The sequence below is a fragment of the Paenibacillus sp. 203 genome, from assembly GCF_037027525.1.
GTDB lineage: Bacteria > Bacillota > Bacilli > Paenibacillales > Paenibacillaceae > Paenibacillus > Paenibacillus polymyxa_B.
On record NZ_JAXCHD010000006.1, the window covers coordinates 382899 to 409537 of the forward strand.

Sequence of the window (26639 nt, forward strand, 5' to 3'; positions counted from 1 at the left end):
TGGTATAGTTATTGAAAGACTGAGATCGGGAAGAGTAGGCAGCAAGCCCTTCAGAGAGTGGAATTGCAGCGCTGTGAGGTTCCGCAGGAAGCTACTGGCCGAAGTCACCCGGGAGTCGCCTGTTTGAACGGTTCCTCATTTAATTCCTACGGAAGATAAGAGGCTCACGGTAGAATAAGGCCGGTCCGCAACCGTTATCTGCATAAAGTGTCACACCATGTGTAATGGATCAGTGGATACATACACTAGGGGTGAAACAAAGGTGGTACCGCGAGAGAACAGCCTTTCGTCCTTTGAGGATGAAAGGCTTTTTTTGTTTGCCAATTGAAAAATCATGGAGGTATCCTGATATGTCAGAACAAGACAACAAGACAACCTTGGAAATGCCAACAACGTACGATCCAAAATCAGCAGAACAAAAATGGTACAAAACGTGGATGGAGAAGGGCTATTTCCGCGCTGGGCAACATCCAGAGGCAGAGCCTTTTACAATCGTTATTCCACCACCGAATGTTACAGGTATGTTGCATATAGGACATGCTCTTGACTTTACTTTGCAGGATATTATTATTCGCGCCAAGCGGATGCAGGGGTATGATGCCTTGTGGCTGCCAGGGGCAGACCATGCGGGTATTGCTACCCAAACAAAGGTAGAGCAAAAGCTGCGTGAAGAAGGCCTGACACGTTATGATTTGGGCCGCGAGAAGTTTTTGGAGAAAGTGTGGGAGTGGAAGGATCTTTATCTAGATAATATCCATAACCAATGGGAAAAGATGGGCTTTTCTCTCGATTATTCTCGTGAGCGTTTTACGCTGGATGAGGGACTGTCCCAAGCGGTACGTGAGGTATTCGTTAAACTGTACAAGAAGGGTCTGATTTATCGCGGTAAACGTATCATTAACTGGGACCCTGCTGCACGTACTGCATTATCGGACATTGAGGTGGAATACAAAGAGGTGAACGGAAATCTGTATCACCTGCAATATCCACTGAAAGACGGTAGCGGATTTATTACGGTAGCCACTACACGTCCTGAAACGATGCTGGGCGATACAGCTGTAGCTGTACACCCGGAAGATGAACGCTACAAGCAAATGATCGGCAAAACACTTGTGCTCCCAATCATCGGACGGGAAATTCCGATCATTGCGGATGACTACGTTGATAAAGATTTCGGTAGCGGCGCGGTTAAAATTACACCGGCTCACGACCCGAATGACTTTGAAATGGGACAACGTCACCAGCTGCCACAAATTACGGTGATGGACGAAACGGGAACGATGAATGCCGAAGCAGGCAAATATCAGGGCCTTGATCGTAGCGATTGCCGTAAGCAAATCGTCGCTGATCTGAAAGAGCAGGGCGTGCTGATTCGTATTGAAGAGCACGTACATCAAGTAGGCCACAGCGAGCGTACAGGTGTAGTTGTAGAACCTTATCTGTCCACACAATGGTTTGTGGAAATGAAGCCTCTGGCAGCTAAAGCCATTGAAGTGCAGAAGGCTGGCAACGGGGTAAACTTTGTACCGGATCGCTTTGAACGTACTTATCTGCATTGGATTGAAAATGTGCGTGACTGGTGTATTTCCCGTCAATTATGGTGGGGACACCGTATTCCGGCTTGGTACGACGAAGAAACTGGAGAAGTTATTGTATCGGCGGAAGACCCTACAACTTTGCCTGAGTATGCTGGCAGAAAGTTAAAACAGGATGAGGATGTGCTGGATACTTGGTTCAGCTCGGCTTTATGGCCGTTTTCGACACTGGGCTGGCCTGAGCAGACAGAGGACCTCAAACGCTACTATCCGACTAATGTCTTGGTTACAGGCTATGACATTATTTATTTCTGGGTATCGCGTATGATTTTTACCGCGTTGGAGTTTACGGAAGAGATTCCGTTCAAGGACGTACTTATGCACGGGTTGGTTCGCGATGCGGACGGTAGAAAAATGTCCAAATCCCTCGGCAACGGTGTTGATCCGCTCGACGTGATTGACCAATATGGTACTGATGCCATGCGTTATATGATTTCCACCAGTAGCACGCCTGGGCAAGACCTTCGTTTCCGCTGGGAGCGGGTGGAGCAGGCCCGTAACTTTGCCAATAAAATCTGGAACGCGTCACGCTTTGCGCTGATGAATCTGGAAGGCGTCACTTCGGCAGATATAGACATTACTGGTGACTTAAGCACTGCTGATCGTTGGATTTTGCATCGTCTAAACGAAACTTCACGCGACATCACGCGTCTAATAGATGCTTATGAATTTGGCGAGACAGGCCGCCTTCTGTATAACTTTATTTGGGATGATTTGTGCGACTGGTACATCGAGTTTGCGAAGCTTTCCCTATACGGCGAAAATGCAGAGGCGAAAAAGAAAACGCAGTCCGTACTTGCATATGTATTGGATCGGACACTGCGCATGATTCATCCGTTCATGCCGTTTATCTCTGAGGAAATATGGCAGCATCTTCCGCATGAGGGAGAGACGATTACACTGGCCGCTTGGCCTGTTTATGATCCTTCTTTTGAGGATAAGGATGCAGTTGCAGAAATGAATTTGCTGATCGACGTAATTCGCGCTGTGCGCAATATCCGTGCTGAAGTCAACGTGCCGATGAGTAAAAAAATTGAATTACTCATAAAACCCGGTGATCAAGCCGTTCTCGATATCATTAACCGCAATGGGGAATATGTCCGTAGATTCTGTAATACGTCTGAATTCGACGCGGGATTAGAATTCACCGTTCCAGATAAAGCGATGACATCTATAGTTAGTGGCGCAGAGCTATACCTGCCGCTGGCCGGACTGCTTGATATTGCCCAGGAAATTAGCAGACTGGAAAAAGAACTTCAGCATTTGAACAGTGAAGTGGAGCGCGTGGAGAAAAAGTTATCTAACCAAGGCTTTGTGGCGAAGGCACCAGCTAAAGTCATCGAGGAAGAGAAGGCCAAGCAAGCCGATTACTCAGATAAGCGCGCTAAAGTTATCGCACGTATTGAAGAACTCAAGGGATAATTTCACTCACAATAAAATGACCTGAAGGTGAAGAGGATGTCAGATACGATCAGGGGCGGAGACACGGCTCCTTTACAAAGCTATGATGAAGTAGTGGAATGGATTAACGGCTTGATTCCGTTTGGTATCAGACCTGGATTGGAACGAATTGAACAGCTAATGAGTAAATTGGGTGATCCGCAACGACATCTGAAATTTGTGCATATTGCGGGAACCAACGGTAAAGGCTCAACTTGTGCCTTTCTGACCTCTGTGCTACTGAAATGTGGGTACGATGTCGGAACTTTTACGTCTCCGTACATCACCCGATTTACGAACCGTTTTCAATTCAATGGGACCGATATTCCCGATGAAACGCTGGTTTTGCTTGCCAATCGCTTGTATCCGTTGGTGAAAGAAATCGCAGATAGTGAATTGGGATCACCTACAATGTTTGAGGTATCGACAGCATTGGCTATTTTATACTATGCTACGGTATCTTTCCCAGATGTTGTGGTATGGGAGACAGGTCTCGGGGGAAGGATGGATGTAACTAATATCGTGAATCCAATCGTCTCAGTTATTACGAATGTCGGCTATGACCATACGGATATTTTAGGAGATACGCTCGAACAGATTGCAAGGGAAAAGGCCGGTATCATCAAACCGGGTGTACCTGTCGTCAGTTGTGTTTCCCAACCCGAGGCTATTCAGGTTATACGTGAAACGGCGACAAAGCAAGGAGCTACCTTGTACCTGGCAGGAGAACAGTTTACGTATGAACGGCTAAATGGGAATGAAACAGCTCAGACCTTTTCATTCGCGGGGCCCTTCCGACATATGGAAATTGACATCACGTTGTTAGGCGAGCACCAATGTTCTAATGCGGCAGGAGCTATGATGGCACTTGAGGTCCTACGTCAGTATATGGCTTTTGTGTTGGATGATGCAGAATTGCTGGAGGGCTTTAGGCAAACTGCCTGGGCAGGGCGTCTCGAACAAGTCAGTACCTCGCCGAGGATTGTCCTTGATGGAGCTCATAATCCAGAAGGAGCACAGACGCTGGCTAAGAGTCTTCCTCAAGTGTATTCGTACAGAAAATTGGTTTTAATGATGGGAATGCTGTCAAACAAGCATCATGAAGCATACTTGCAGCATATACTGCCACTAGTGGATACGCTTATCCTGACCGAGCCCGATTTTCGCCGCAAAATGAATGCCGCTGAATTGGCTCATCTCGTGGAGAAGCTGCGGCCGTCTTATGCCAAAACGGATTTAAAAATAATTGTAGAAGGTGACTGGAAAAAGGCTCTAGGCCTGCTTCAGTCACATACGGAAGCGGAAGATCTGGGGGTGGTGTCCGGCACGCTGTACCTTATTGCGGATGTACGGGCTACCCTTATGTATCAAACCGATTCGGAAAAAGGTTGGTGAAATTTGTTGATTACTTCGGAACATGTTCATTTTATCGGTATCGGCGGCTACGGGATGAGCGCGATTGCTCGGGTCATGCTGGAGATGGGTTATACCGTGACTGGCTCAGATGTGGCATCACAGGAGCTGACAGAAAAACTGGCGGCAAAAGGCGCAAAAATATATATTGGACACACACCTGAGCATATTGCAGGCGCGGATATCGTTGTCTATTCAACAGCATTGTCACGTGACAATGTGGAGCGGGTGGCAGCGGAGGAATTGAATATTCCAACTCTGCATCGTTCGCAGATGCTGGCTCGCTTGCTTAACGAACGTAAGGGAATAGCTGTTGCGGGTGCGCACGGTAAAACGACAACCTCTTCCATGATCGCTCTGGTTATGGAAAGATGTAACGTTGATCCAACGTATATTATTGGCGGCGAAATCACGAATTTGGGGACGAATGCCAAAGCAGGTAAAAGCGAGTTTGTCGTTGCTGAGGCGGATGAGAGTGATGGTTCTTTCCTGCAATATCATCCTTGGCAAGGCATTGTAACCAATATTGAAGCGGATCATTTGGAAAATTACGATGGCGACTTTAATCGTCTGAAAAGTGCCTATGTACAGTTTTTGAGTCAAATTCGACCGGATGGGGCGGCTATTGTATGTGCAGATGATCAGAACATCCGGGAAATGTTGCCTCAGCTCCAGACTCGGGTCATTACTTATGGAGTGGAGCATGAAGCGGATTATATGGCGACAGATATCCAATTAGGTGACCGTCGATTAAGCTTCACTATGAGCCGTAAAGGAACAGCACTCGGAACGATCGAACTATCAGTGCCGGGTAAACATAACATGTATAATGCGATGGCTACTGTGATTTCCTGTTTGGAAGCAGGGATTCCATTCGATCAAATCGCTGCTACTATTGTAGAATTTCACGGAGCGAAGCGTCGCTTTCAAGTACTAGGTGAAAGCAATGACATACTGATTATTGATGACTATGCGCATCACCCAACAGAGATTGAGGCTACGATTAGCGCAGCGAGAGCGACTGGCAAGCGTATTATTGCTGTATTCCAGCCGCAACGCTATAGCCGAACCTTTTTCCTGCTCGATGCGTTTAGCCGTGCGTTTAGCGAGGCTAGTGAAGTCATCATTACCGATATTTATTCACCAGCGGGAGAAAAACAGATTGAAGGCGTGCATTCTTCCAAGCTCGTGGATTTAATCGTCCAAAACAGCAATGCTAATGCAATCTATTTGCCGACCAAAGAAGCCGTGATCGAGGAGTTGAAAGATCGATTACAGCCGGGTGATCTTGTGCTGACGATGGGAGCGGGAGATATCTGGAAAGCAGGTGACGCGTTAGCGCGCCATCTTCGCGGACAGCAAGTGTAATACGTATAATAATGAGTTGTTACGCCAATGAATTACATTTATTCAAGGGTATTCCGAACACGACTGTGTTTCGGGATACCTTTTTTTGTAATGCTGGGGCATATATTCTTAGCTTGACTCATACAACAGACTATGAGGAAGTATGGGACAAGGAGGGAGTGCATCCATGAACAAGACCAAGATGACATTCCGGTTCGACCAACAGTTGCCGGAGACAAGCCGGGAGGATAAGCTACAGGTGCTTCCGTACAAAAACGAGTCGATTACGAACGAACAGCGTGAAACGATTAGAGGAATGAATAAAAATGCTGTAGCTACGCAAGAAGCAGAGCTCAATGAGCCTGAGGATCTGAATAAACGCATTTCAAGTCGGCGCTTTGCTCCGACATTAAGAGTACAAGAGGGATGGGATGACCCCTTTGGCCGTTCGGCGGCTTCTTGGTCAGATGCGGACGTTCTACCAGATAGCCTAGAAGAGAATGAGGAAGCTTATCATTCTGGCCAAGAGTACAGAAAACGTCCGCCCCACCCTTCTAGATGGAAACTGGTTGGTTCTGTAGCCAGCGCACTGGTGACCGGGGGGATGTTTGGATATATTATGTTGTTACTGTTTAACGGAGGAGGCATGGTCCCGGGAGCAGATCCCTCAGTAGAGGAGGCTGTACCGGTCTTTAAAGAATCCGTTGGTGTGGATGCAATATCTGCAAAAGAGAATTCTGTCCCTGTCACTGTCATAGAGGCTCAGGTACCTCCACAAACCTACTATTTGCTGCAATATGGGGTTTTCAGCACTCCAGAACGGGCCTTACAAGCAAAAGAAGAACTGTTGAAGGCAGGCATTGCAGCAGGAGGGGATACCGAGGACCAAAACCGGGTATATGCAGGAATATCACCGGATAGGGAGCAAGCTAAGTTACTCAGCAATCAGTTGAAAACACAAGGAGTCGAATTGTATGTTCGTGAGCTTGAATTGCCTGGATTCGAAAAAGCGGCTTACGGAGGCCAAGGCGATAAACTCACTGGCTTTTTTCAGTTAAGTAGTTTATTGGTGGGTAAGTTGAGCGGACTTTCCTCAACCTTGCTGGGAGAAGGAGGTCCGAATACGGTGCCAGCCTCCGACATGAAGGAGCTGAACGACCTGCATCAGCAGTGGACACAAAATATCACTGCACTTCCTACCGGTCTTCCAAAGGAAGCGGTTGCTTCCGCAACCTCACTTGAAAAGGCGATGAACAGCGCGATCTCTGCACTTGGGGAATATAATAAGAATACAGCCAAGGAACACATTTGGGAGATTCAGTCCTCCATGATGGAATATGTTTTGCGTGAGAAGGAATTTATCCAATTCATAAAACAATAGACTAACCATATTTTCCGGCAAGGAACTGGAAATAGTTCCCCATGCCGGATTTCTGTTTGTATTGCAGTACAAATCACCGTATAATAATGAAGGTGTCAAAAAATGGCGAGGGAAGATCAGGATGAAAAAAAATGTAGGAATGCTTATACTGTTTTTGTTGCTCGGTTGGCTCTTGGGTGCATGGATTGCCAAAGCCCTTCAATCGATCAAATTCCTTTCCTTTCTGACCCACCCCACTAGGATATCTTGGTCGCCGAGAGCGGACCTGGATATTATCAGCTACAACATAACGATAAATTTTGAATTGAGCCTGCTTAGTCTGATCGGCATCATTGCCGCGTTCTGGCTGTACCGCAGGCTCTAACTGATGAAAAGGAGCTTCCCTTATGGACGGGAAAATTACGCCCCGCATTATTCTGGCATCGACTTCACCAAGAAGGAAGGAATTGCTCGCATTTTTGAGACTCCCCTTTGAGGTGGTGCCGAGTCATGCGGATGAGAGCACGCCTGAGAGCTGGACGCCTCAGCAAATCGTGGAGACCCTTGCGGCACGCAAAGCCGAAGCGGTCGTGAACACCGCCACTCAGTCGAAGGAAGCCGGACTGGTGATTGGCAGTGATACCATTGTCGTGCTGGATGGTTCGGTACTGGGCAAGCCTGCCGACCATGCGGACGCGGTTCGCATGCTGACTGCATTGCAGGGAAGAACACACCGTGTGTACACCGGGGTAGCCTGCATACATACCGGAACCGGCGAAATGCTTGTCAGACATCGCCAAACGGAGGTTACAATGAAGCCTCTGAGTCAAGAGCAAATTGTGGCATACGTGAATACTGGTGAACCGTCTGATAAAGCAGGAGCGTATGGCATTCAAGGCATGGGTGCTACGCTGGTGGAATCTATTCAGGGTTGTTATTTTAACGTCGTAGGATTGCCGCTTTCCTTGCTGTCGGACATGCTGTCCGATTTTGGAGTGAATGTGTTGCGTCCATAAAGGGGATAAACATATGCTGGAGTCGCCAATACTGATGCTTCGCGACCTCCCCCATGAAGAACGACCAAGAGAGCGCATGATGACATATGGGGCGGATGCCTTAAGCAACGCGGAGTTGCTGGCAATATTGCTGCGTACAGGAACGCAAAATGAGTCTTCGGTGCATTTAGCGCAGCGTATTTTGCAGCAGGCAGGAAATTTGCGTCAACTGGTGGATATGAGCTTGAGCGAGTTGACCCAGATTAAGGGCATTGGGGATGCTAAAGCGATACAGCTAAAAGCGGGTATCGAACTGGGGCGTCGATTAGCATTGTCTCGCCATTTGGAGACCCCGGTGATTAGTTGCCCGCGGGATGTGGCAGATCTGCTGTTTGAGCAGCTTCGTTATTTGCAGAAAGAGCATTTTGTATGCTTGTTCCTTAATACTAAAAATCATGTCATTGCTCAGGAAACACTATCTATGGGTAGCCTGAATTCTGCCATCGTGCATCCTCGTGAAGTATTTCGGGCAGCAATCAAATGCAGCAGTGCTTCAATAATTTGCGCTCATAACCATCCGAGCGGTGATCCGAAGCCAAGCCCGGAGGATGTTCAGTTGACTCGCCGCCTGATGGAAGCGGGCAACATCGTGGGTATCGACGTGCTTGATCATATTGTGATCGGGGACGGGACCTTTGTAAGTTTGAAGGAACAAGGTCTGATATAATATAATATTTAAATCAAACATTTAAACACGACCGGATAATCCGGCCTGAATAAACCGTTTATACATGGATAACAGATTTCAGGGAAGAGAAAAGGAGATTACATCATGCTGGGTGGCTTTACAAAAGATTTGGGAATAGACTTGGGGACGGCAAACACGCTTGTATACGTAAGAGGTAAAGGAATTGTGGTTCGTGAACCATCTGTAGTTGCTTTGCGTACAGATACAAAAACCATTGAGGCTGTTGGTGAATCTGCGAAAAAAATGATCGGTCGCACACCGGGAAATATCCGTGCGATTCGTCCGATGAAGGACGGTGTCATTGCTGATTTTGATACAACAGCAACGATGATCAAATATTTTATCCGTCAGGCGCAAGCCCAACGCTCTTTGTTTCCACGTCATCCGAACGTGATGGTTTGTGTGCCTTCAGGCATTACTGCAGTGGAGCAGCGTGCTGTTGAAGATGCGACGAAGCAAGCAGGTGCAAGAGAAGCATATACGATAGAGGAGCCGTTTGCAGCAGCAATTGGCGCTGATCTTCCTGTATGGGAGCCAACAGGAAGTATGGTTGTCGATATCGGTGGTGGTACAACCGAGGTGGCAGTCATCTCCCTGGGCGGGATTGTAACAAGCCGCTCCGTGCGTGTGGCAGGTGATGAAATGGACGAGTCCATCATCCAATACGTAAAGCGTCAATACAATCTGATGATTGGTGAACGGACTTCAGAGCAACTGAAAATGGAAGTTGGCTCAGCTATGCCATTAGAGCAAGTGGAAACCTCGGAAATCCGCGGACGTGATCTGGTAACAGGTTTGCCGAAGACGATTACGATTACTTCTGATGAAATTAGCGAAGCATTATCGGATACAGTCAATGCAATCGTGGATGCGGTCAAAGTAACACTGGAAAAATGCCCTCCCGAGTTGGCAGCGGACATCATGGATAGAGGAATTGTACTGACTGGTGGTGGAGCACTTCTGCGTAATCTGGACAAGCTGTTGGCAGGTGAAACCGGAATGCCGGTGATCGTAGCAGAAAATCCTCTGGATTGTGTGGCAATCGGTACAGGCAGAGCGCTGGAAAATATTCATTTGTTCAAATCGCGCAGCAGTTCTGCCGTCCGTTCCAAACGTTGAATCGGGGGTGTAGGAACTGTTTAAGCTGTTTGGCAATAAAAGACTATTTGTTCTATTGATCGGAATCGTTCTGTTTATTGCCCTTATGGGGATTACACTTGGACAGAGAAATTCCTTAACCTGGCCCGAGAAGTTCGCCAGAGATTCAATTGGCTTTGTGCAAGGTATCTTTTACAGGCCCGCTTCAGCAATAGCGGGCTTCTTTGAAGATATCGGAAATATGCGCAGCATCTACGAAGAAAATGAACGATTAAAAATTGCTGTAGCAAAGCTGACTCGTGACCAGATTCAGACCCATAATTATGTTGAAACAAATGCCAGACTGCAGAATGAACTGAAGTTCACCCAAACGCAAAAGGCGAAAAATAATTATGATTATCGTGTTGCTCAAGTGAACAGTGTCAGCAATGATTCCAAAACGCTTGTGATCGATATTGGTGAGAAGGACGGAGCGAAGGTTGGTCAGGAAGTCAGTTCGCTTGAAGGATTTGTAGGAGTCATTAGTCAAACGGGGAATTTTACGTCCACCGTTACACTGTTGACTACACTGGATCCTAAAAATCCGAATTCTTATGCCATTGCAGCGACAGTCTTGGGCAAGGAAAATCAATCGTTTGGTATGATTGAAAGCTATGATCCAGGTACGAACAGATTTCAAATGACTCGCATTGAGGAAAAAGATCCAATTGCAAAGGGTGATCAGATTATTACGTCTGGTGCAGGCGGGAAATTCCGCAAAAACCTAATGATCGGAACGGTAGAGAAGATTCAGGTTGGGGAGTTTGGCAAAACACGGACAGCGATTATTAAACCGGCAGCCAGCTTTGTGGATTGGAAAGAATTGCTCATCCTCTACACTCCTGAGGTACCGGAATAATGAAGATGCGCGGTCAGGTTCTAATACTGCTGCTGTTTGTACTGTTTATAGCTGAAGGGACGATTCTTCCGTGGCTTCTTCCGGATAGTTGGCATTCAAGAATGGTTCCGAATTTTGTGTATGTCGTGATCTTGTTTGTGTCTGTGTATTACAGCCGTCATACAGCATTGGTGCTAGGTATTGTTTTTGGACTTATTCATGATGTAGTGTTCTACGGGTTTATCATTGGACCTTATTCTTTTGCAATGGGGTTGTCTGCATACTTATTGGGGCTTGTTTTTACAGCTCGACGTGCGCAGATGCCCATTATGATGGCAGCCGTGTTGATTGGTAGTTTCCTGCTGGATTCTATGCTATTTGCCATTGATCAGCTGTTCCAGCTGAATCATCAGACTTTCAATTGGGCACTTGCTCAATATATGATTCCTGATTTATTTATCCATTTTCTGTTCGCCCTCATCATTTATGTCCCAGTTCGCAAACAATTGCAGCGTTTGGGCACCCGTGTGAAAAAGGAAGAGGCCGTCTAGGTCTTTTTACACACATTTTGTCCGGGTTAGCAGGGATTTGACGTCCCGGGGACGAAATGATTGAGATAGGAGGGACAGGCTAATGGCGGCGAAATCGAATCATGTCACGATTAAAGGCATCAAAGATGGCCTGGTATTCCTGCTGGACGATCAATGCGAGTTTGAGGATTTGTTAGGTGAGCTGCGTTTTAAGCTGGAGCACAGTCATCAAAATATTTTAACAGGCCCGATCATTCATGTGGATATTAAGCTGGGAAGCCGAGAAGTGACAGAGGAACAGAAGGAAAGTATTCTGGAGATCTTGAAGCAAAAGGGGAATTTGCTCATCAGGTCTGTAGAATCACCTGGACTGCCTGTGGAAGTGCAGGGAAAGCCCCCTATTCACACGGTGACAGGGATTATCCGTTCTGGTCAAGTGCTTCATCACAATGGGAACCTACTCTTTTTGGGAGATGTAAACCCGGGCGGAATTATAACATGTACTGGTGATATTTATGTCCTCGGCGCTTTGCGAGGCATGGCGCATGCAGGGATGGAGGGGAATAGTGAAGCGATTATTGCGGCTTCCTATTTTGCACCGACACAGCTGCGAATTTCCGAAATGATCAGCCGTCCACCAGACGAATGGGAGACACGTGAATCCGGTATGGAATTTGCGTATCTCAAGGATGGCGCTATGCAAATAGATAAAATGAGCAATATTGTGCGTCTGGGCCGCGATTTTAACGTGTTCAAAGGGGTGTAGCACATGGGAGAGGCTATCGTCGTCACTTCAGGAAAAGGCGGCGTCGGCAAAACGACGACGTCGGCCAATATAGGAACAGCGCTTGCACTGCTCGGCAAAAAGGTATGTTTGGTGGATACGGATATCGGGTTGCGTAATCTAGACGTTGTGATGGGTCTGGAAAACCGGATTATTTATGACCTTGTTGATGTAGCGGAAGGTCGTTGCCGTTTAAATCAGGCACTGGTTAAGGACAAGCGTTTTGAGGAGCTGTATATGCTGCCAGCCGCTCAAACCAAGGACAAGAGTGCTGTTACGCCGGAGCAAGTTAAGGATATTATTTTGGAGCTTAAAAAGGATTTTGAATATATATTGATCGACTGCCCTGCGGGTATTGAACAGGGCTTTAAAAATGCCATTGCCGGGGCCGATCAGGCCATTGTTGTGACCACCCCGGAAAATGCAGCCGTACGCGATGCAGACCGGGTAATTGGTTTACTGGAAAGCTCACATGTGGTATCACCCAAGTTGGTGGTTAACCGCATTCGCAATAGCATGGTTAAATCCGGAGATATGTTGGATATTGATGGGATTTTACAAGTGCTTAGCATAGACCTTATTGGGATTGTGCCGGATGATGAAATGGTAATTAAAGCCGCTAATACAGGGGAGCCTACCGTTATGAATCCAGATTCACAGGCCGCGATTGCTTATCGTAACATTGCGAGACGAATCTTGGGCGATACAGTGCCCCTCATGCAGCTGGACCAAAAGAAAAGCGTGATGACACGCTTTAAGAAGTTTTTTGGTATGGGTGGATGAGAAAATTGTAATACTAGACACTTAAATAAGTGATAATCTTATTTAAGTGTTTTTGGTTTATCTTTTTAAATTCCAATAATACGGTTTCTCAAAATTTAGGGTCACTACATAGATATCATAAATACAAAACATATCCGGTGCGCCTAGCGCCGGTTTTTTTGATTTTTAGGTGCGTAATCCCGAACCGGACAACATAAGTTGAAGCCCGTCCTCATAAGATGTATCAAACATACCTCGCTGAGGGGGCTGAACAGGATGAATAAAAATTCCGGAATCAAGCAGCGCAGAGAAGAACGTATACAGCAGCTAATCGCGGGAAGCAAAGCGGAGACGTATCCCTCTGGCATATATCAGAACAGGCACGGGGATAAAGATATGAAGTCGATGCCTATAGTAAGTGCCAACTCGCCCAGAGACCCAGAAACTGAGTGGAAAAATGAGCGGCAACGCTGGCAGCAATCTTTTGGGACGAATCGTGGTCCGTCTTTTTGGACTTCCTTTTGGCGAAGATCAGTCATAGCAACGGTGTTATTTGGAATGGTATGGGGAATGTTTCGTTGGGATATTCCCTATGCAGTGAATTTGAGAATGTTTATTGCGGATGCCTTGAATAAGGATATGGATTTTGCAGCCGTCGGACAATGGTATGAAACTTATTTTGACGGAGCACCTTCCTTTTTGCCGATTTTTGGCGAGGAGCATGAAACGCACAAGGTAGACGCAAGTCGAAAGGGCTCTCCACCGATTGAAGGCAATATAACACAACCTTTTGTACTGAGCCTTAAAGGGGTAGAAATTACGCCGAATGTTACCGATAACGGGGCAATCGCTGTTAAAAGTATAGATGCAGGTCGAGTATTAGACATATTAAATCATCCCAAAAGCGGGATTTCGATTACAATTCGACACACTGGCGGTATCACAGCAACTTACGGAAGGCTTTCCCGCTCTACCTTAAAAGTGAACGACTGGGTTCAGGAGGGAGATGAGATCGGTGTACTGCCAGCAAGTCACAGCGGCAGCGAGGCGGCGACTTTGTTTTTGGCAGTTCAGAGAGGGGATCAATACATTGACCCGTCGGAAGTGGTAGCCCTTGATTAATGTCCGAGGGGTGACCTTATCACTACATCCACTGTTTGTATTGGTTATGCTGACCTCTATATTAACGGGACATTTTATCGAGATCATAACTTTATTTACATTGGTATTTATTCATGAGCTAGGCCATGCGACAGCTGCTTCGTTGTTGGGTGCGCGGGTGCTTTCCATACAGATGTTACCCTTTGGAGGAGTGGCGGTCATTGAGGATCAGGGGAAGCTCAATGCGTGGAAGGAGATTGTCATTGCGCTAGCGGGGCCCCTGCAAAACGGAATCATGATCATCATCCTTTTGTGGTTCAGAAATGTGAGTGGACTGGAGTATGATTATGTAAATTATATCATTCAGGGGAATGCAGTTATTGCACTGTTTAATTTGCTGCCCATTTTACCACTTGACGGTGGAAAAATATTGCAGGCACTGATTAGCTTATCTTGTTCTTATCACCGCACATTAGTGTGGACTTTTAGAGCCAGTATCGTAACGAGTTTGCTATTTTGTATATATGGTATTTCGCCGTTGTTAAGGCAAAATGGACCTATCCATTTAAATCTGCTGGCGGTAGGGATTTTTTTGCTTTATTCTAATATTGTGGATTATCGGAATATCCCTTACCGTTTTATACGGTTTTTGCTGGGGAGGGACGAGCTTTTTTACCACGAAGTAGCTAAGGGAAGTATTGCCTTACCTATTGTATCCCTGCCAGTGAAACATTTGGAGCCTATTTTGCGTCTTTTCAGAAGAGATCGGTATCATATGGTTTATGTTATGAATGAACAGGGACGGATTGTAGCCGTACTGCCGGAGCAACGTCTTATTCGCTCTTATTTTGCGACACGCCCGCCAGATGGTGGAGAACCCAAGCCCAAATAATGTTTTATGATTTAAGGAAGAGGCTTTATCCAGAGAGGTTGAAAAACCATGAAGCAAATGATTGTACAATGCCAGCAGCAGATGACCCAAATGGCGCTGTTGGAAGAGGGACGATTGGTTGAATATGCGGCTGAACTACCGCGAAAACGGGGAATTCTAGGTTCTTTTTTCAAAGCGAGGGTGGTCAATGTGCTACCAGGTATGCAAGCCGCCTTTGTTGACATTGGACAGCGAAAGAATGCCTTTCTGTATGTAGATGACGTACTTCATGCTCATTTGGACAAGCAGCCGGAGGTAAAGCCATCCATTTCTGAAGTGTTAAAGGTAGGGCAGGAAATTGTAGTGCAGGTATTAAAAGAGGCTGTTGGTAGTAAAGGAGCCAGGGTCACCACTCATTTTTCACTTCCGGGTCGCTGGATCGTATATATGCCCCGTGCTGATTATGTGGCCGTATCTAAGAAGATCGAACGTGAGGGCGAACGTACCCGTTTGAAAGCAATGGGAGAGCAGCTACGCACAAGTGAGGAAGGACTCATAATCCGTACCGTTTCGGAGGACATGAGTATAGAGGCGATTGAAAATGATTTAAATCAACTGCGTAAGCAGTGGGTGGCTATTCAGCGTAAAGCTGGTGAACACTCGGCTCCGTGCGAATTACACCGGGATTTAAGTATTGTTCAGCGGTTGATTCGGGATGTGTTTACACCTGAACAGGATGAACTGGTCATTGACAGTGAAGAGCAAGCAAAGGATGCAGAAATAATGCTGCAACAGATTGGTCCTGCGAAAGCTCATGTAAGTATATTTCGTGGTCCAGAAGAAACAATTTTCAAAGCTTATGGCGTTCATGAGCAGCTGGAACGCGATTTTGCGCGAAAGGTATGGCTGCAGGGCGGCGGATACATTGTCATTGATCATACGGAGGCATTAACCGTCATTGATGTGAATACCGGGAAGTTTACGGGAGGCAGTAATCTGGAAGAAACGGTGACCCGGACTAACATTGAAGCAGCTGAAGAGATTGCCCGCCTGGTACGTGTGCGTGATATTGGTGGTATCATCATCATTGATTTTATTGACATGGAACAAGAGGAGAACCGTCGGGAAGTATCCTCTGTGCTGGAAGCAAGATTGAAGAAGGATCGGACCAAATCTTATGTTGTCGGTTGGACGCGGTTAGGTTTGCTGGAAATGACCCGCAAAAAAGTGCGTGAGGAAAAGACGCTCGTGTAGAGCGATGCGTAACCAAAAATCATTTTAAAACTAAAGGTTGAATGTGTACAAAGCTTGTGCTACAATCATTTAGTATGTGTGATGCGTAAGATTGGCTGCACATGCTGTAACCGCTCCAATCAGGTACTGAAGTGCAGTATCCTAAGGGAATCTGCCACCTGCTATTAGGCGAGTCTGAGACATAAGGAGGTGCAAGCAAATGTACGCAATTATCGAAACAGGTGGTAAGCAATACAAAGTTCAAGAGGGCGACGTATTGTTCATCGAGAAGTTGGAAGCTAATGATGGTGAAACTGTAACGTTCGATCGTGTTCTGGCAGTGTCCGGCGACAATGGCTTGACAGCAGGTACACCGCTTCTTTCTGGAGCTTCTGTAACAGCTAAAGTTGAGAAGCATGGTCAAGGTCAAAAGGTCATCGTATACAAATACAAACCTAAAAAGAACTACCATGTGAAGCAAGGTCATCGTCAACCGTACACGAAAGTGACGATTGAAAAAATCCAAGCGTAAGAGGGTGCGATAAGTGATTATCGTGCGTATTACACGACTGGAGGATGGCAGCATACAGGGGTTTTCCGTTAAAGGACATGCAAATTTCGCTAAATCTGGCGAGGATATCGTATGTGCTGGCGTTTCGGCGGTAACAGTAGGAACTGTCAATTCGATTGGAGCTCTTACGGACGTTGAGATGGAAACGGAAATGGAAAACGGCTTTTTAAGCGCGTATCTTTCTCCTGAAAGTTATCATGATGCGAACGCACAGGTTCAACTGTTGCTGGAGTCCATGGTGATTATGCTGACAAGTATTGCTGAATCATACGGTAAGTATATTCAAATAGAAAATAATCAAAGAAGGAGGTAGACATCATGTTGAAATTGACATTGGATCTTCAATTATTCGCATCGAAAAAAGGTGTAGGTTCCACAAAAAACGGACGTGACAGTAAATCGAAACGTCTTGGAGTGAAACGTGCTGACGGTCAAGCAGTTACCGGCGGTAGCATCCTGGTTCGTCAACGCGGAACGAAAATTCACCCGGGCACGAACGTGGGCATCGGTAAGGACGACACTCTGTTCGCGAAAGTGGACGGCGTTGTGAAGTTCGAACGTTGGGGCCGTGATCGCAAAAAGGTGAGCATCTACCCGATCGACGTTGCTCCAGTAGCAGCTACTGTAGAAGCTTAATAGCGGCTTAGACACGCTGAAAAGCCTCCGGCACTTTTGTCGGAGGCTTTTTTGCATGATGGTAATGAACTGGAAAGTTAGTCTGTGCTATACTGGATTAAGGTTCTTTAATAATCCATTTAATTTCGCAGAACGGAGAGAAGCCATGTTCCAGCGGATAAGAGCGCCTTATCTGGCGTTGGGTTCCATTCTGATTCCTTTGGTTTTTTCACTGCTCTATCCTAAAGTATTAACGATTATCTTATTAGCAGTATGGTCTGTAGTTGCTGCATGCTTTGGTATGTGGTATACGCAAAGACAGGTTGAGTATGAACGGAAAGCTGCTTTGCGTTCTTTTGAACGTACTGCGATTTCAATGCTTAACCATCATCGGCATGACTGGATGAATGACTTGCAGGTGCTTTATGGATATATTCGTATGAATAAGCATGATAAATCTGTTGCTTATGTGGAAACAATAAAAGGGCGCGTGGCGGAAGACAGTAAAATATCTAAGTTGGGTATTCCCTCACTGGTGTTTTATTTGCAGTCTTTTCGCGTGAACGCCGGTAATTTACAGTTGTCGGTACAGGTTGAGGAGCAGTTAAAGTTAGACGCTGTCATGTCTCCCGAAGACGGCGAGTCGCTTGCCTCGGCCGTCATAGAAACGGTGCGTGCGTATCAATATGGCGGGGGCCGGTCGTCCTGGGGAGAAGTGCGCAGATTGACACTTTTTTTCGGTATGGATCAGAATGATGTTATCGTCCGTTTTGAAGGAAGTGACATACCTGCGGATTTGAATATCCTAAAGCAGGTCAGATCCGTACCCGGAAGTAAACGCATTCGAACAGAGAAGCTTCCTACGGGCGAAATGCTTCAAATTCGGATGCAGTGCCAGACATAAGGAAGGTGTAACCATGTTTGTAGATAAAGCGAAGATTTTTGTTAAAGGCGGTGACGGTGGAGACGGATTAATTGCGTTTCGCCGTGAGAAATACGTTCCTGAAGGTGGCCCAGGTGGTGGTGACGGAGGGAACGGTGGAGATGTAATTTTCCGTGTAGATGAGGGTTTGCGTACCTTGATGGATTTTCGGTACCAACGTCATTTTAAAGCCCAGCGTGGAGTAAAAGGTCGCAACAAAAGCCAACACGGAGCCAATGCGGAGCACATGATCGTACGTATACCACCGGGAACGGTCATCATAGATGATGATACTGGTGAAGTAGTAGCAGATATGACACGTCATGGTCAACAAGTCGTCGTAGCTAAAGGAGGACGCGGAGGACGCGGGAACATCCGTTTTGCTACGCCGAGTAATCCAGCGCCTGAGTTGGCTGAGAACGGCGCAGAGGGACAAGAACGTTATATCACGCTTGAGTTAAAAGTAATGGCTGACGTAGGCTTGGTCGGGTTCCCTAGTGTTGGGAAGTCTACCTTGTTGTCGGTTGTATCTTCTGCAAAACCGAAAATTGGGGCCTACCACTTTACAACGATTACTCCGAATTTGGGTGTTGTGGATGTGGGTGATCATCGTAATTTTGTGATGGCAGATTTGCCTGGTTTGATTGAAGGAGCTCATGAAGGTATTGGGCTGGGACATGAATTTCTGCGGCACATTGAGCGGACGCGTATTATTATCCATGTCGTGGATATGGCGGGCTCCGAAGGACGTGACCCGTTTGAAGATTGGACTAAAATTAACGACGAATTGAAGCAATATAATGCAGCATTGGCTGAGCGTCCGCAAATTGTGGCGGCCAATAAAATGGATATGCCAGAAGCTGAAGAAAACTTGGCTCACTTCAAAGAGCAGATTGCTTCTATACGTCCTGATCTTGAAGTCATGCCTATTTCCTCACTGACACGTCAAGGTGTGAAGGAACTGCTCTACCGGGCTGCTGATTTGTTGGATCAAATACCGGACGAGCCAGTTGTTGAGGAAGTAGCAGAAGTCAATGAACGTAAGGTATTTAAGCTGGATACAGCAGAAGACGATGGCTTTACAATTGTACGTGAAAACGACACATTCGTGGTGCAGAGCCCTAAAATTGAGCGCATGATGAAGCGCATGCAGTTGAACTCGCATGATGCCATTTTGAAATTAGCAAGAACGTTACGCCACATGGGTGTGGATGCTGAGTTACGCAAGCGTGGCGCCAAAGATGGTACATCTGTACGCATTGCTGATTTCGAGTTCGAATTTGTTGAAGGCAGCAGCTATTACTAAAAATCAAATAAAGGTCTAAAACCTGAACGGTTACTGTACTATAGGAAACTCTATAGAAGGCAGTAGCCGTTTTTTGCATTGTTAGCTTGCCGATTTTCATGAGTTTCGATATAATGTCCTCTATACAAAAACATAAGTCTTTGAGGAGAGGACGTTCTTGAAAGAGCGCTATTACTTGGTACGGGAAGATATTTTGCCTGAAGCTATTGTTAAGACCATACAGGTGAAACTGCTGCTGGCTTCAGGAGATGTTAAAACCGTGCATGATGCCGTGGAGCAAGTTGGGCTAAGCCGAAGCGCCTTTTATAAATATAAGGATGGCATACATTTGGTTAACCAGCTGGAGCGTGAGCGAATTGTCAATATCTCTATTGATTTAGAACATCAATCCGGAATGTTGTCCAGGGTGCTTGGCAGAGTGGCTGATTTCGGAGGCAATGTGCTGACGATCCAGCAAAGCATTCCACTGCAAGGCAGAGCCAACGTAGTTATCTCGGTAGAAATGTCCAGACTCAGTGAAGAGTTGGGTGTTCTACTGGAGGGCTTGGAGGACATCTCTGGAGTCAAACGTGTTCGCCTGATTGGGCAAGGTTAAGGCAATACAGTTCATTAGATATAAGTTTGCGGGAGGGGAATGGATGAAACCGGTCAAAGTAGGATTGTTAGGTTTAGGGACGGTAGGAACGGGAGTCGTTCGAATCGTAGAAGGCAATCAGGAAGATTTGAGCAGACAAGTCGGTTCACCGATCATCATTGAAAAAATAGCTGTAAAAAACATAGAAAAATATCGTTCCATTGAAGTGGACACGGCCAAGCTTACTGAGGACCCATGGGAAGTTATTCGAGACCCTGAAATTGATGTAATTATCGAAGTCATGGGCGGGGTTGATCAGACGAAGGAGTACATTCTTGAAGCGTTGGAGCGGGGTAAACATATCGTAACAGCTAACAAGGACTTAATGGCTTTGCACGGTTCTGAAGTATTGGCAAAGGCGCAGGAAAAGCAATGTGATATTTTTTATGAAGCTAGTGTAGCAGGCGGTATCCCGATTATTCGTACACTCATTGAAGGTTTCTCCTCCGACCGTATTACCCGAATTATGGGGATTGTGAACGGTACGACCAACTTTATTTTAACAAAAATGAGTCAGGAAGGGGCCTCGTACGAGGAAGTTCTCAAGGAAGCACAGGAGCTTGGGTATGCTGAATCCGATCCGACCTCAGACGTGGAAGGGCTGGATGCAGCTCGTAAAATGGCAATTCTCGGCACGCTCGGTTTCCGCTCTAATGTAGAGCTCAAGGATGTAAGTGTCAGCGGCATTTCAAAGGTAACCAGTGAAGATATTGCTTTTGCTAAAAAACTAGGATATGAAATGAAATTGCTCGGCATTGCAGAGCGCCAGGGTGATGAATTTACGATTAACGTTCAGCCGACCATGGTACGCAAGCAGCATCCATTGGCTTCGGTGAACGGGGTATTCAACGCGGTGTATGTGCATGGTGAAGCAGTGGGTGAAACCATGTTTTATGGTGCGGGTGCAGGTGAAATGCCGACGGCAACATCGGTTGTAGCTGATTTAGTAGCTGTAGTGAAAAATCTCAAACTTGGTGTCAATGGGCTTAAAGCCATCGTTCCTTACAACCCTAAAAAAATTAGTAACGACGAAGATGTGTATTTCAAAAACTTCGTGCTTCTGCATGTGGATGATAAAGCAGGGGTGTTGGCACGGATTACGCAAGTATTTGCTGAATTTAATGTCAGTCTGGCATCTGTTGTGCAGCAACCGAATGAGGTTAACCCCGATGCTGAAATTATTATCGTGACTCATTTAGCCAGTAAAGCGAGTATGAAAAAGGTTTTGGAGCATTTTGAAACTTTAGACGTCATTCGTCGTATCAAGAGCGTATATCGAGTAGAGGGATAGTCAATAAAAGCAGGAGGAATTGTCTGTATGACCGTTTTAAAAACAGCAAGAGTGCGTGTGCCTGCGAGTACGGCCAACTTGGGTCCCGGCTTTGATACATTGGGCATGGCATTGTCCTTATATGCATGGATTGAAATGAAAGAGGCCGAACAGACGGCTTTTCATTTATACGGAGATGAAATGAATGGTGTTCCCCAAGATAAAACTAATCTGATTTTCAAGGTAGCACAAATGGTTTTTCGGGAAGCAGGTGTATCTGTTCCTGAACTCGATATTTCAATGTACTCGGATATTCCGCTCACTCGTGGTTTGGGCAGCAGTGCTTCTGCTATTGTGGGCGCCTTGGTCGCTGCCAATACGTTGATTGGCTCGCCTCTGCCGAATTCCAAGCTGTTCGATATGGCAAGCGCCATTGAAAAACATCCGGACAATGTTGGGGCTTCCCTGTTTGGTGGTATTATTACAGCGATGTGGGACGGCGAGCATGCTAGGCATTTACGGCTTGAACCAGATGCCAATCTGGAGGTTATGGTAGTTATTCCAGATTTTCAGCTGTCCACGTCGAAAGCCAGAGAGGTTCTACCCGCTCATGTATCGTTGAAGGATGCTGTATATAATATAAGTCATGCTTCCATGCTGGTAGCAGCATTGGCGTCAGGACGAACCGATTTAATCGCCGAAGCGATGCGTGATCAGCTTCATCAGCCTTACCGCGCGGCACTTGTGCCAGGTATGACAGAGATCTTGCAGGATGCTCACCATTATGGTGCTTTGGGTGTGGCTCTAAGTGGGGCTGGACCAACGTTGCTGGCATTGACAGATCGGCGGGAAAATCGGAAAGCAGAGCTGGAGCAGTATTTAACGGATACCATGAACAAAGAGGGGATCACTGCTTCTGTTTTAAAATTGCGCCCTGAGAATGAAGGAGTTAAAGTATATACAGAAGGGAATACTCTCCCTTTTATGGATATGATTAAAGGGGAACTTACGATATGAAACGAATTGCACTTCTTCCTGAGGGGACTGTTTCTCATGAAGCGATTAAGTATTTGTTAGGAGATACGTCCCATGAATTACTTTTTTACAAACATATTGCGGACGTATTTCAGGCAGTAGACAAGGGTCAGGCAGACTATAGTGTAATTCCCATTGAAAATACGATTGATGGCTCTGTAAGTTTGCATATGGATTGGCTTGTACATGAAGTAGACATTCAAATGCAGGCGGAATGGGTTTATCCTTCAATTCAAAATCTTATTGGTCATCGTAGTGAATTTACGAAGGATTTGGACAAGCTGGATTTGAGCAAAGTGGTCAAAATTATGTCTCATCCTGTGGCGCTTCCCCAGTGTAAAGAATTCATACAGGCTTCCGCTCCTCAGGCCGAGTTGGAGAGTGCAGGAAGTACGGCAGAAGCCGTCGAAATTGTTAAACATAACCCCGGTAAAGGCTGGACCGCTCTCGGAACCAAGCTTGCGGCTGCCAAACACGGATTGGATATTTTGGCCAGCAAAGTGACGGATCACGATAACAACTTTACCCGCTTTGTCTTGATCGGTCATCAACCCATAAGTCTCCCGGGTACGCCTGAAGGTCAGCGAACCAGTATTTTGGTCACGCCGCCGCAGGATTTCCCGGGAGCGCTGCATCAGGTTTTATCCGCATTTGCATGGCGCAGGTTAAATCTGTCCCGTATTGAATCGCGTCCGACCAAAAAGCAATTGGGGAATTATTATTTTTACATTGAAGTTTTGGAATCTCTGCATTCCGTGCTGCTTCCGGCAGCCTTTGCAGAGATCGAGGCTTTGGGGTGCCATGTACGTGTTCTTGGCTCTTATCCAAGCTACAAGTATGTTGAAGCAGCGATCGAACCTATTTTAAAGGAACATTAATCGGAGGTGTGGTTTTAATGGCAGAACAATGGATCTATCTGGATGGGCAGCATGTGACTAAGGAAAACGCAAAGGTTTCCGTATATGATCATGGATTCTTGTACGGAGACGGTATATTTGAGGGCATTCGTATCTATAACGGGAATATTTTTAAATGTAAGGAGCACTTGGAGCGTCTGTATGATTCTGCTAAATCCATTCAGTTAAACATTCCTTTGTCTCCTGATGAAATGTTGGAAGCAATGGCTGAAACGATTCGTCTTAACGAAATGCGTAACGGATATATCCGTCTGATTGTATCCCGAGGTGCAGGAAATCTAGGTTTAGATCCTCTTCGTTGTGCGAAGGCGAGTGTCATCATTATCGTGGAGCAGCTCGCCATTTACCCGGAAGAAGCTTACTTGACTGGCCTGAAGACAATTTCTGTCTCTCAGCGTCGCAACATCCCAGACGCTTTGAATCCGAAGATTAAATCATTGAACTATCTCAACAATATCCTCGTGAAGATCCAGTCTAACTATGCTGGTGTAGGTGAGGCTATTATGCTCAATTCCCAAGGGTATGTGACGGAAGGCTCTGCGGACAACATTTTCATTGTCAAAAACGGAGTGCTATATACACCTCCTTGCTATTTGGGGGCGCTTGAGGGGATTACTCGTAATGCTATTATCGATTTGTGTGCTAAGCTTGGATACCCCCTTAAGGAACAACCTTTTACACTGCATGATGTATATGTTGCGGACGAGGTGTTTTTTACAGGAACTGCGGCAGAAGTTATTGCAGCTTATGAAGTGGATGGTCGTACGATCGGCTCCGGCGTTGCTGGCCCAGTGACTTTGGAGCTCCTGTCTGAGTTCCGAAAGATCGTGGATCAGGATGGCTACAAAGTGTGGCAGGACTAAAATAAAACCGAATCCTTTTAACTGAATGCTCGCGTGAGTATTCGGTTGAGAGGATTTTTTTGTTTGTATGGGGTCATTCGCCCGGGAGGTGCATAGGATGTAATAACAGAAGCCGGGCGTTTATCCCGCCCGAACGAAAGTCTAGGAGGTTTGTGACCTGTGAAAATACACATCGTCAAAAAAGGTGACACTCTGTACTTGCTGGCACAGAAGTATAATGTGACGCTGGAGAAAGTTATTGCCGCCAATCCCCAATTGGCAGACCCTAATCAGTTGAGTATCGGCGAGAAAATTAAAATTCCAACAGACCCTGTTACGATGGAAACACAGCCGTCAACGGTATATCAACACAAGGTTAAGCAAGGAGATTCATTGTGGAAATTGTCCAAGGCGTGGAACGTACCGCTTAAGCTAATTATTGATGCCAATTCCCAGCTTAAAAACCCGAACGCACTTCTGGTTGGAGAAACAGTTAATATTCCACACTACAAAGAAGAGACGTCTGATTTTACGGAGAATAAAAAAAATACCGCAGTCAAAGAAGAGATGACACAGCCTAAACCTGAATCCCCAACCAAGCAAGAACTTACCCAGCCCAAGGAGGAGTTGACGCAGCCTAAGCAGGAGAATATGCCTAGTCCTAAAGAAGAGATGACACAGCCGGAAGAAACAGTGAATCCTCCTAAGCTTCCTGAATTAAAACTGCCTGAAGTTCCTATGGCACCCGTAAATCCTGCTCCACCTCAAATGCAGCCCATAGTTACTCCACCTGCTCCACCTCAAATGCAACCTATAGTTACCCAACCGATTGCATCTAAGCCACAGCTTCCTACAACTGTTGTGAAGCAACCTGTAGCTGAAAAATTTTGCGGCTGCACAAAATCGGAGCCGATGGTAAATTCCGAGTGGTCGATACAACAGCCGACATTTGATTATAGCCCACAAATAAATGCAATGCCGAACTCGTGGTATCCGGGGATTGAGTCTCCTCAAACTTGGGGGAATGCGCCTATAAATACCTCCTTAGCAGAACACGCCTCTCCTACTGTAGTTTCTGATCAGGGCTATCATCATGATTGTGAGCATCCATGGTGCTGGGGGCCTGTGCAGACACCACCTATAAATGCCCATCCAACACCTTATCCTGCCTATTCAGATTGCTGCGCCCCTGGATATTATCCGAGTCATGAGGCGTCTGAAAATGCATCCTACCCTGTCTATCCTCCATTTATCCATCAAGGGCATCCACAGCAGTATCCAGAGAGTACAGTCCAGGGCAGTCAATGGAGCCAGACATGGGGAGGACCTCCATATGGTTCGCCTGCGGGTGGGCACGTGTCCGATTATAGCCAACTACAAGGACAACAATCTGCGAATTCCCCTTATCATCCGTTTGCGCATGGGAATGCACCTATGTATCCATTAGAGGGATATACAACACCCTATATGTTTATGCCAGACTGTGGATGCCGGGAAGAGAACGTACAGTCGGCACCAGCAATTCCAGGATCGCAGGAGATTGGTAACAATCTGACTATTGCATCCCAAAATGAAGTTGGCTCTTCTTCTAAACCAAAGGATCGTAGCGTACGTAAAGGTAAATCAAAAGACAGCTCTGGCAGTACATCCAAAGAAGAGACATCCAAAGCCAAGGTTTCTAGTAAAAATGGTACTAATAAAAAGCAAAAATCCCGTTCCTCATCTTATAATGCTCGTTCGCGTAAAAATCCGTGGATTAAGGACTGACCTGGCTATATGTAAAAGGAGAGGAACCTCCTGGTAGTGCCCGGCTTTATTATTCATTAAGAGGAAGAAATGAATGTTAAAGAGACTGTTATTCTGCTTGTGGGAATAATGGTCTCTTTATTTAAATGCAGTGATTTTAAAGATGAGAAAAAAACTAAAAAAAGGTGTTGCCTTCTAGCGTAATTTTGTGGTATATTCTTATAGCTGTCTTTTGCAAGATAGTTAGCAACACGAAAACAAAGCAGAATTGATTAAAAAATTCTTTTGAAAAAAAGTGTTGCAAAGACGTAGAAAACATGATATATTATTTAAGTCGCCGCTGAGATGCGGTGGTGAAACAAAGTAAGGCATTATGCAGGTTTGATCTTTGAAAACTGAACAACGAGTGAGTAAAACGATTTTGTTCGCAAAATCAAACAGGAGATATTTTTATCTCGTCAGTTTCAACATGAGCTTATCGCTCTTTCTATAAACCAACCTCGGTTGGTCTTTAATGGAGAGTTTGATCCTGGCTCAGGACGAACGCTGGCGGCGTGCCTAATACATGCAAGTCGAGCGGGGTTATGTAGAAGCTTGCTTCTACATAACCTAGCGGCGGACGGGTGA

At 46.1% G+C, this 26639-nt stretch carries 26 protein-coding genes, 1 rRNA gene and 1 other annotated feature; all 27 genes read left to right on the top strand.

Going from position 1 to position 26639, the window contains the following annotated elements; all coding sequences use genetic code 11:
* The first annotated feature begins 350 nt into the window (after window positions 1–350).
* Window positions 351–3017 (top strand): valine--tRNA ligase, encoded by a 2667-nt coding sequence (locus WA407_RS16755; protein ID WP_336077820.1) that lies wholly within the window; start codon window positions 351–353, stop codon window positions 3015–3017.
* Window positions 3018–3053: 36 nt separating this feature from the next.
* Window positions 3054–4430 (top strand): bifunctional folylpolyglutamate synthase/dihydrofolate synthase, encoded by a 1377-nt coding sequence (locus WA407_RS16760; RefSeq protein ID WP_336077821.1) that lies wholly within the window; start codon window positions 3054–3056, stop codon window positions 4428–4430.
* 6 nt (window positions 4431–4436) lie between these two features.
* Complete coding sequence (gene murC / locus WA407_RS16765) at window positions 4437–5816, top strand: UDP-N-acetylmuramate--L-alanine ligase (RefSeq protein ID WP_013311605.1); 1380 nt, start codon at window positions 4437–4439, stop codon at window positions 5814–5816.
* A gap of 166 nt (window positions 5817–5982) precedes the next feature.
* The gene (locus WA407_RS16770; RefSeq protein ID WP_235308619.1) at window positions 5983–7176 is read left to right on the top strand and encodes an SPOR domain-containing protein; all 1194 of its coding nucleotides are present in this window, start codon (window positions 5983–5985) and stop codon (window positions 7174–7176) included.
* Window positions 7177–7297: 121 nt separating this feature from the next.
* Complete coding sequence (locus WA407_RS16775; RefSeq protein ID WP_023989955.1) at window positions 7298–7540, top strand: DUF4321 domain-containing protein; 243 nt, start codon at window positions 7298–7300, stop codon at window positions 7538–7540.
* A 22-nt stretch (window positions 7541–7562) separates the two neighbouring features.
* Window positions 7563–8171 (top strand): Maf family protein, encoded by a 609-nt coding sequence (locus WA407_RS16780; protein ID WP_061828812.1) that lies wholly within the window; start codon window positions 7563–7565, stop codon window positions 8169–8171.
* A 13-nt stretch (window positions 8172–8184) separates the two neighbouring features.
* Complete coding sequence (gene radC / locus WA407_RS16785; protein WP_025722728.1) at window positions 8185–8877, top strand: RadC family protein; 693 nt, start codon at window positions 8185–8187, stop codon at window positions 8875–8877.
* Between the two features lie 105 nt (window positions 8878–8982).
* A complete protein-coding gene (locus WA407_RS16790; protein ID WP_013311600.1) occupies window positions 8983–10017 on the top strand; it encodes a rod shape-determining protein in 1035 nt (344 codons plus the stop codon).
* Window positions 10018–10072: 55 nt separating this feature from the next.
* Window positions 10073–10894: a rod shape-determining protein MreC gene (mreC, locus tag WA407_RS16795; protein ID WP_023989952.1), complete on the top strand. Its 822-nt coding sequence runs from the start codon at window positions 10073–10075 to the stop codon at window positions 10892–10894.
* Entirely contained in the window at window positions 10894–11424 is a 531-nt protein-coding gene (gene mreD, locus WA407_RS16800) for a rod shape-determining protein MreD (RefSeq protein ID WP_023989951.1), read from the top strand. Before mreC ends, mreD begins: the two co-directional genes overlap by 1 nt.
* A gap of 82 nt (window positions 11425–11506) precedes the next feature.
* The gene (gene minC, locus WA407_RS16805) at window positions 11507–12169 is read left to right on the top strand and encodes a septum site-determining protein MinC (RefSeq protein WP_254329127.1); all 663 of its coding nucleotides are present in this window, start codon (window positions 11507–11509) and stop codon (window positions 12167–12169) included.
* 3 nt (window positions 12170–12172) lie between these two features.
* Window positions 12173–12970: a septum site-determining protein MinD gene (minD, locus tag WA407_RS16810; protein WP_061828810.1), complete on the top strand. Its 798-nt coding sequence runs from the start codon at window positions 12173–12175 to the stop codon at window positions 12968–12970.
* 255 nt (window positions 12971–13225) lie between these two features.
* Entirely contained in the window at window positions 13226–14071 is an 846-nt protein-coding gene (locus WA407_RS16815) for a peptidoglycan DD-metalloendopeptidase family protein (protein ID WP_254350257.1), read from the top strand.
* Window positions 14064–14942: a M50 family metallopeptidase gene (locus WA407_RS16820; protein ID WP_165179233.1), complete on the top strand. Its 879-nt coding sequence runs from the start codon at window positions 14064–14066 to the stop codon at window positions 14940–14942. The genes WA407_RS16815 and WA407_RS16820 overlap by 8 nt, the downstream gene beginning before the upstream one ends.
* A gap of 48 nt (window positions 14943–14990) precedes the next feature.
* Complete coding sequence (locus WA407_RS16825; RefSeq protein WP_061828807.1) at window positions 14991–16175, top strand: Rne/Rng family ribonuclease; 1185 nt, start codon at window positions 14991–14993, stop codon at window positions 16173–16175.
* Window positions 16176–16273: 98 nt separating this feature from the next.
* Window positions 16274–16361: a sequence feature (ribosomal protein L21 leader region), on the top strand.
* 13 nt (window positions 16362–16374) lie between these two features.
* Window positions 16375–16686: a 50S ribosomal protein L21 gene (gene rplU, locus WA407_RS16830; protein ID WP_013311592.1), complete on the top strand. Its 312-nt coding sequence runs from the start codon at window positions 16375–16377 to the stop codon at window positions 16684–16686.
* 13 nt (window positions 16687–16699) lie between these two features.
* Entirely contained in the window at window positions 16700–17038 is a 339-nt protein-coding gene (locus WA407_RS16835) for a ribosomal-processing cysteine protease Prp (RefSeq protein ID WP_013311591.1), read from the top strand.
* A 5-nt stretch (window positions 17039–17043) separates the two neighbouring features.
* Window positions 17044–17361, top strand: a complete 318-nt coding sequence (gene rpmA, locus WA407_RS16840) for a 50S ribosomal protein L27 (protein WP_039272574.1) — start codon at window positions 17044–17046, stop codon at window positions 17359–17361.
* Between the two features lie 145 nt (window positions 17362–17506).
* Window positions 17507–18244 carry a Spo0B domain-containing protein gene (locus WA407_RS16845; protein WP_061828886.1) on the top strand — a complete coding sequence of 246 codons (738 nt, stop codon included), beginning with the start codon at window positions 17507–17509 and terminating at the stop codon, window positions 18242–18244.
* Window positions 18245–18257: 13 nt separating this feature from the next.
* Complete coding sequence (gene obgE / locus WA407_RS16850) at window positions 18258–19568, top strand: GTPase ObgE (RefSeq protein ID WP_322160120.1); 1311 nt, start codon at window positions 18258–18260, stop codon at window positions 19566–19568.
* Between the two features lie 157 nt (window positions 19569–19725).
* Window positions 19726–20163, top strand: coding sequence for an ACT domain-containing protein (locus WA407_RS16855; RefSeq protein WP_013311587.1), 438 nt, complete (start codon window positions 19726–19728; stop codon window positions 20161–20163).
* Window positions 20164–20206: 43 nt separating this feature from the next.
* On the top strand, window positions 20207–21493 hold the full coding sequence (locus WA407_RS16860) for a homoserine dehydrogenase (protein ID WP_069290208.1): 1287 nt from the start codon (window positions 20207–20209) through the stop codon (window positions 21491–21493).
* Between the two features lie 27 nt (window positions 21494–21520).
* Window positions 21521–22489 carry a homoserine kinase gene (thrB, locus tag WA407_RS16865; RefSeq protein WP_069290207.1) on the top strand — a complete coding sequence of 323 codons (969 nt, stop codon included), beginning with the start codon at window positions 21521–21523 and terminating at the stop codon, window positions 22487–22489.
* Window positions 22486–23385, top strand: a complete 900-nt coding sequence (gene pheA / locus WA407_RS16870; protein ID WP_029518431.1) for a prephenate dehydratase — start codon at window positions 22486–22488, stop codon at window positions 23383–23385. Before thrB ends, pheA begins: the two co-directional genes overlap by 4 nt.
* Before the next feature lie 17 nt (window positions 23386–23402).
* Entirely contained in the window at window positions 23403–24287 is an 885-nt protein-coding gene (gene ilvE / locus WA407_RS16875; protein ID WP_061828802.1) for a branched-chain-amino-acid transaminase, read from the top strand.
* A gap of 159 nt (window positions 24288–24446) precedes the next feature.
* Window positions 24447–26033: a LysM peptidoglycan-binding domain-containing protein gene (locus tag WA407_RS16880; RefSeq protein WP_336077822.1), complete on the top strand. Its 1587-nt coding sequence runs from the start codon at window positions 24447–24449 to the stop codon at window positions 26031–26033.
* 490 nt (window positions 26034–26523) lie between these two features.
* A 16S ribosomal RNA gene (locus WA407_RS16885) occupies window positions 26524–26639 on the top strand; the annotation flags it as partial.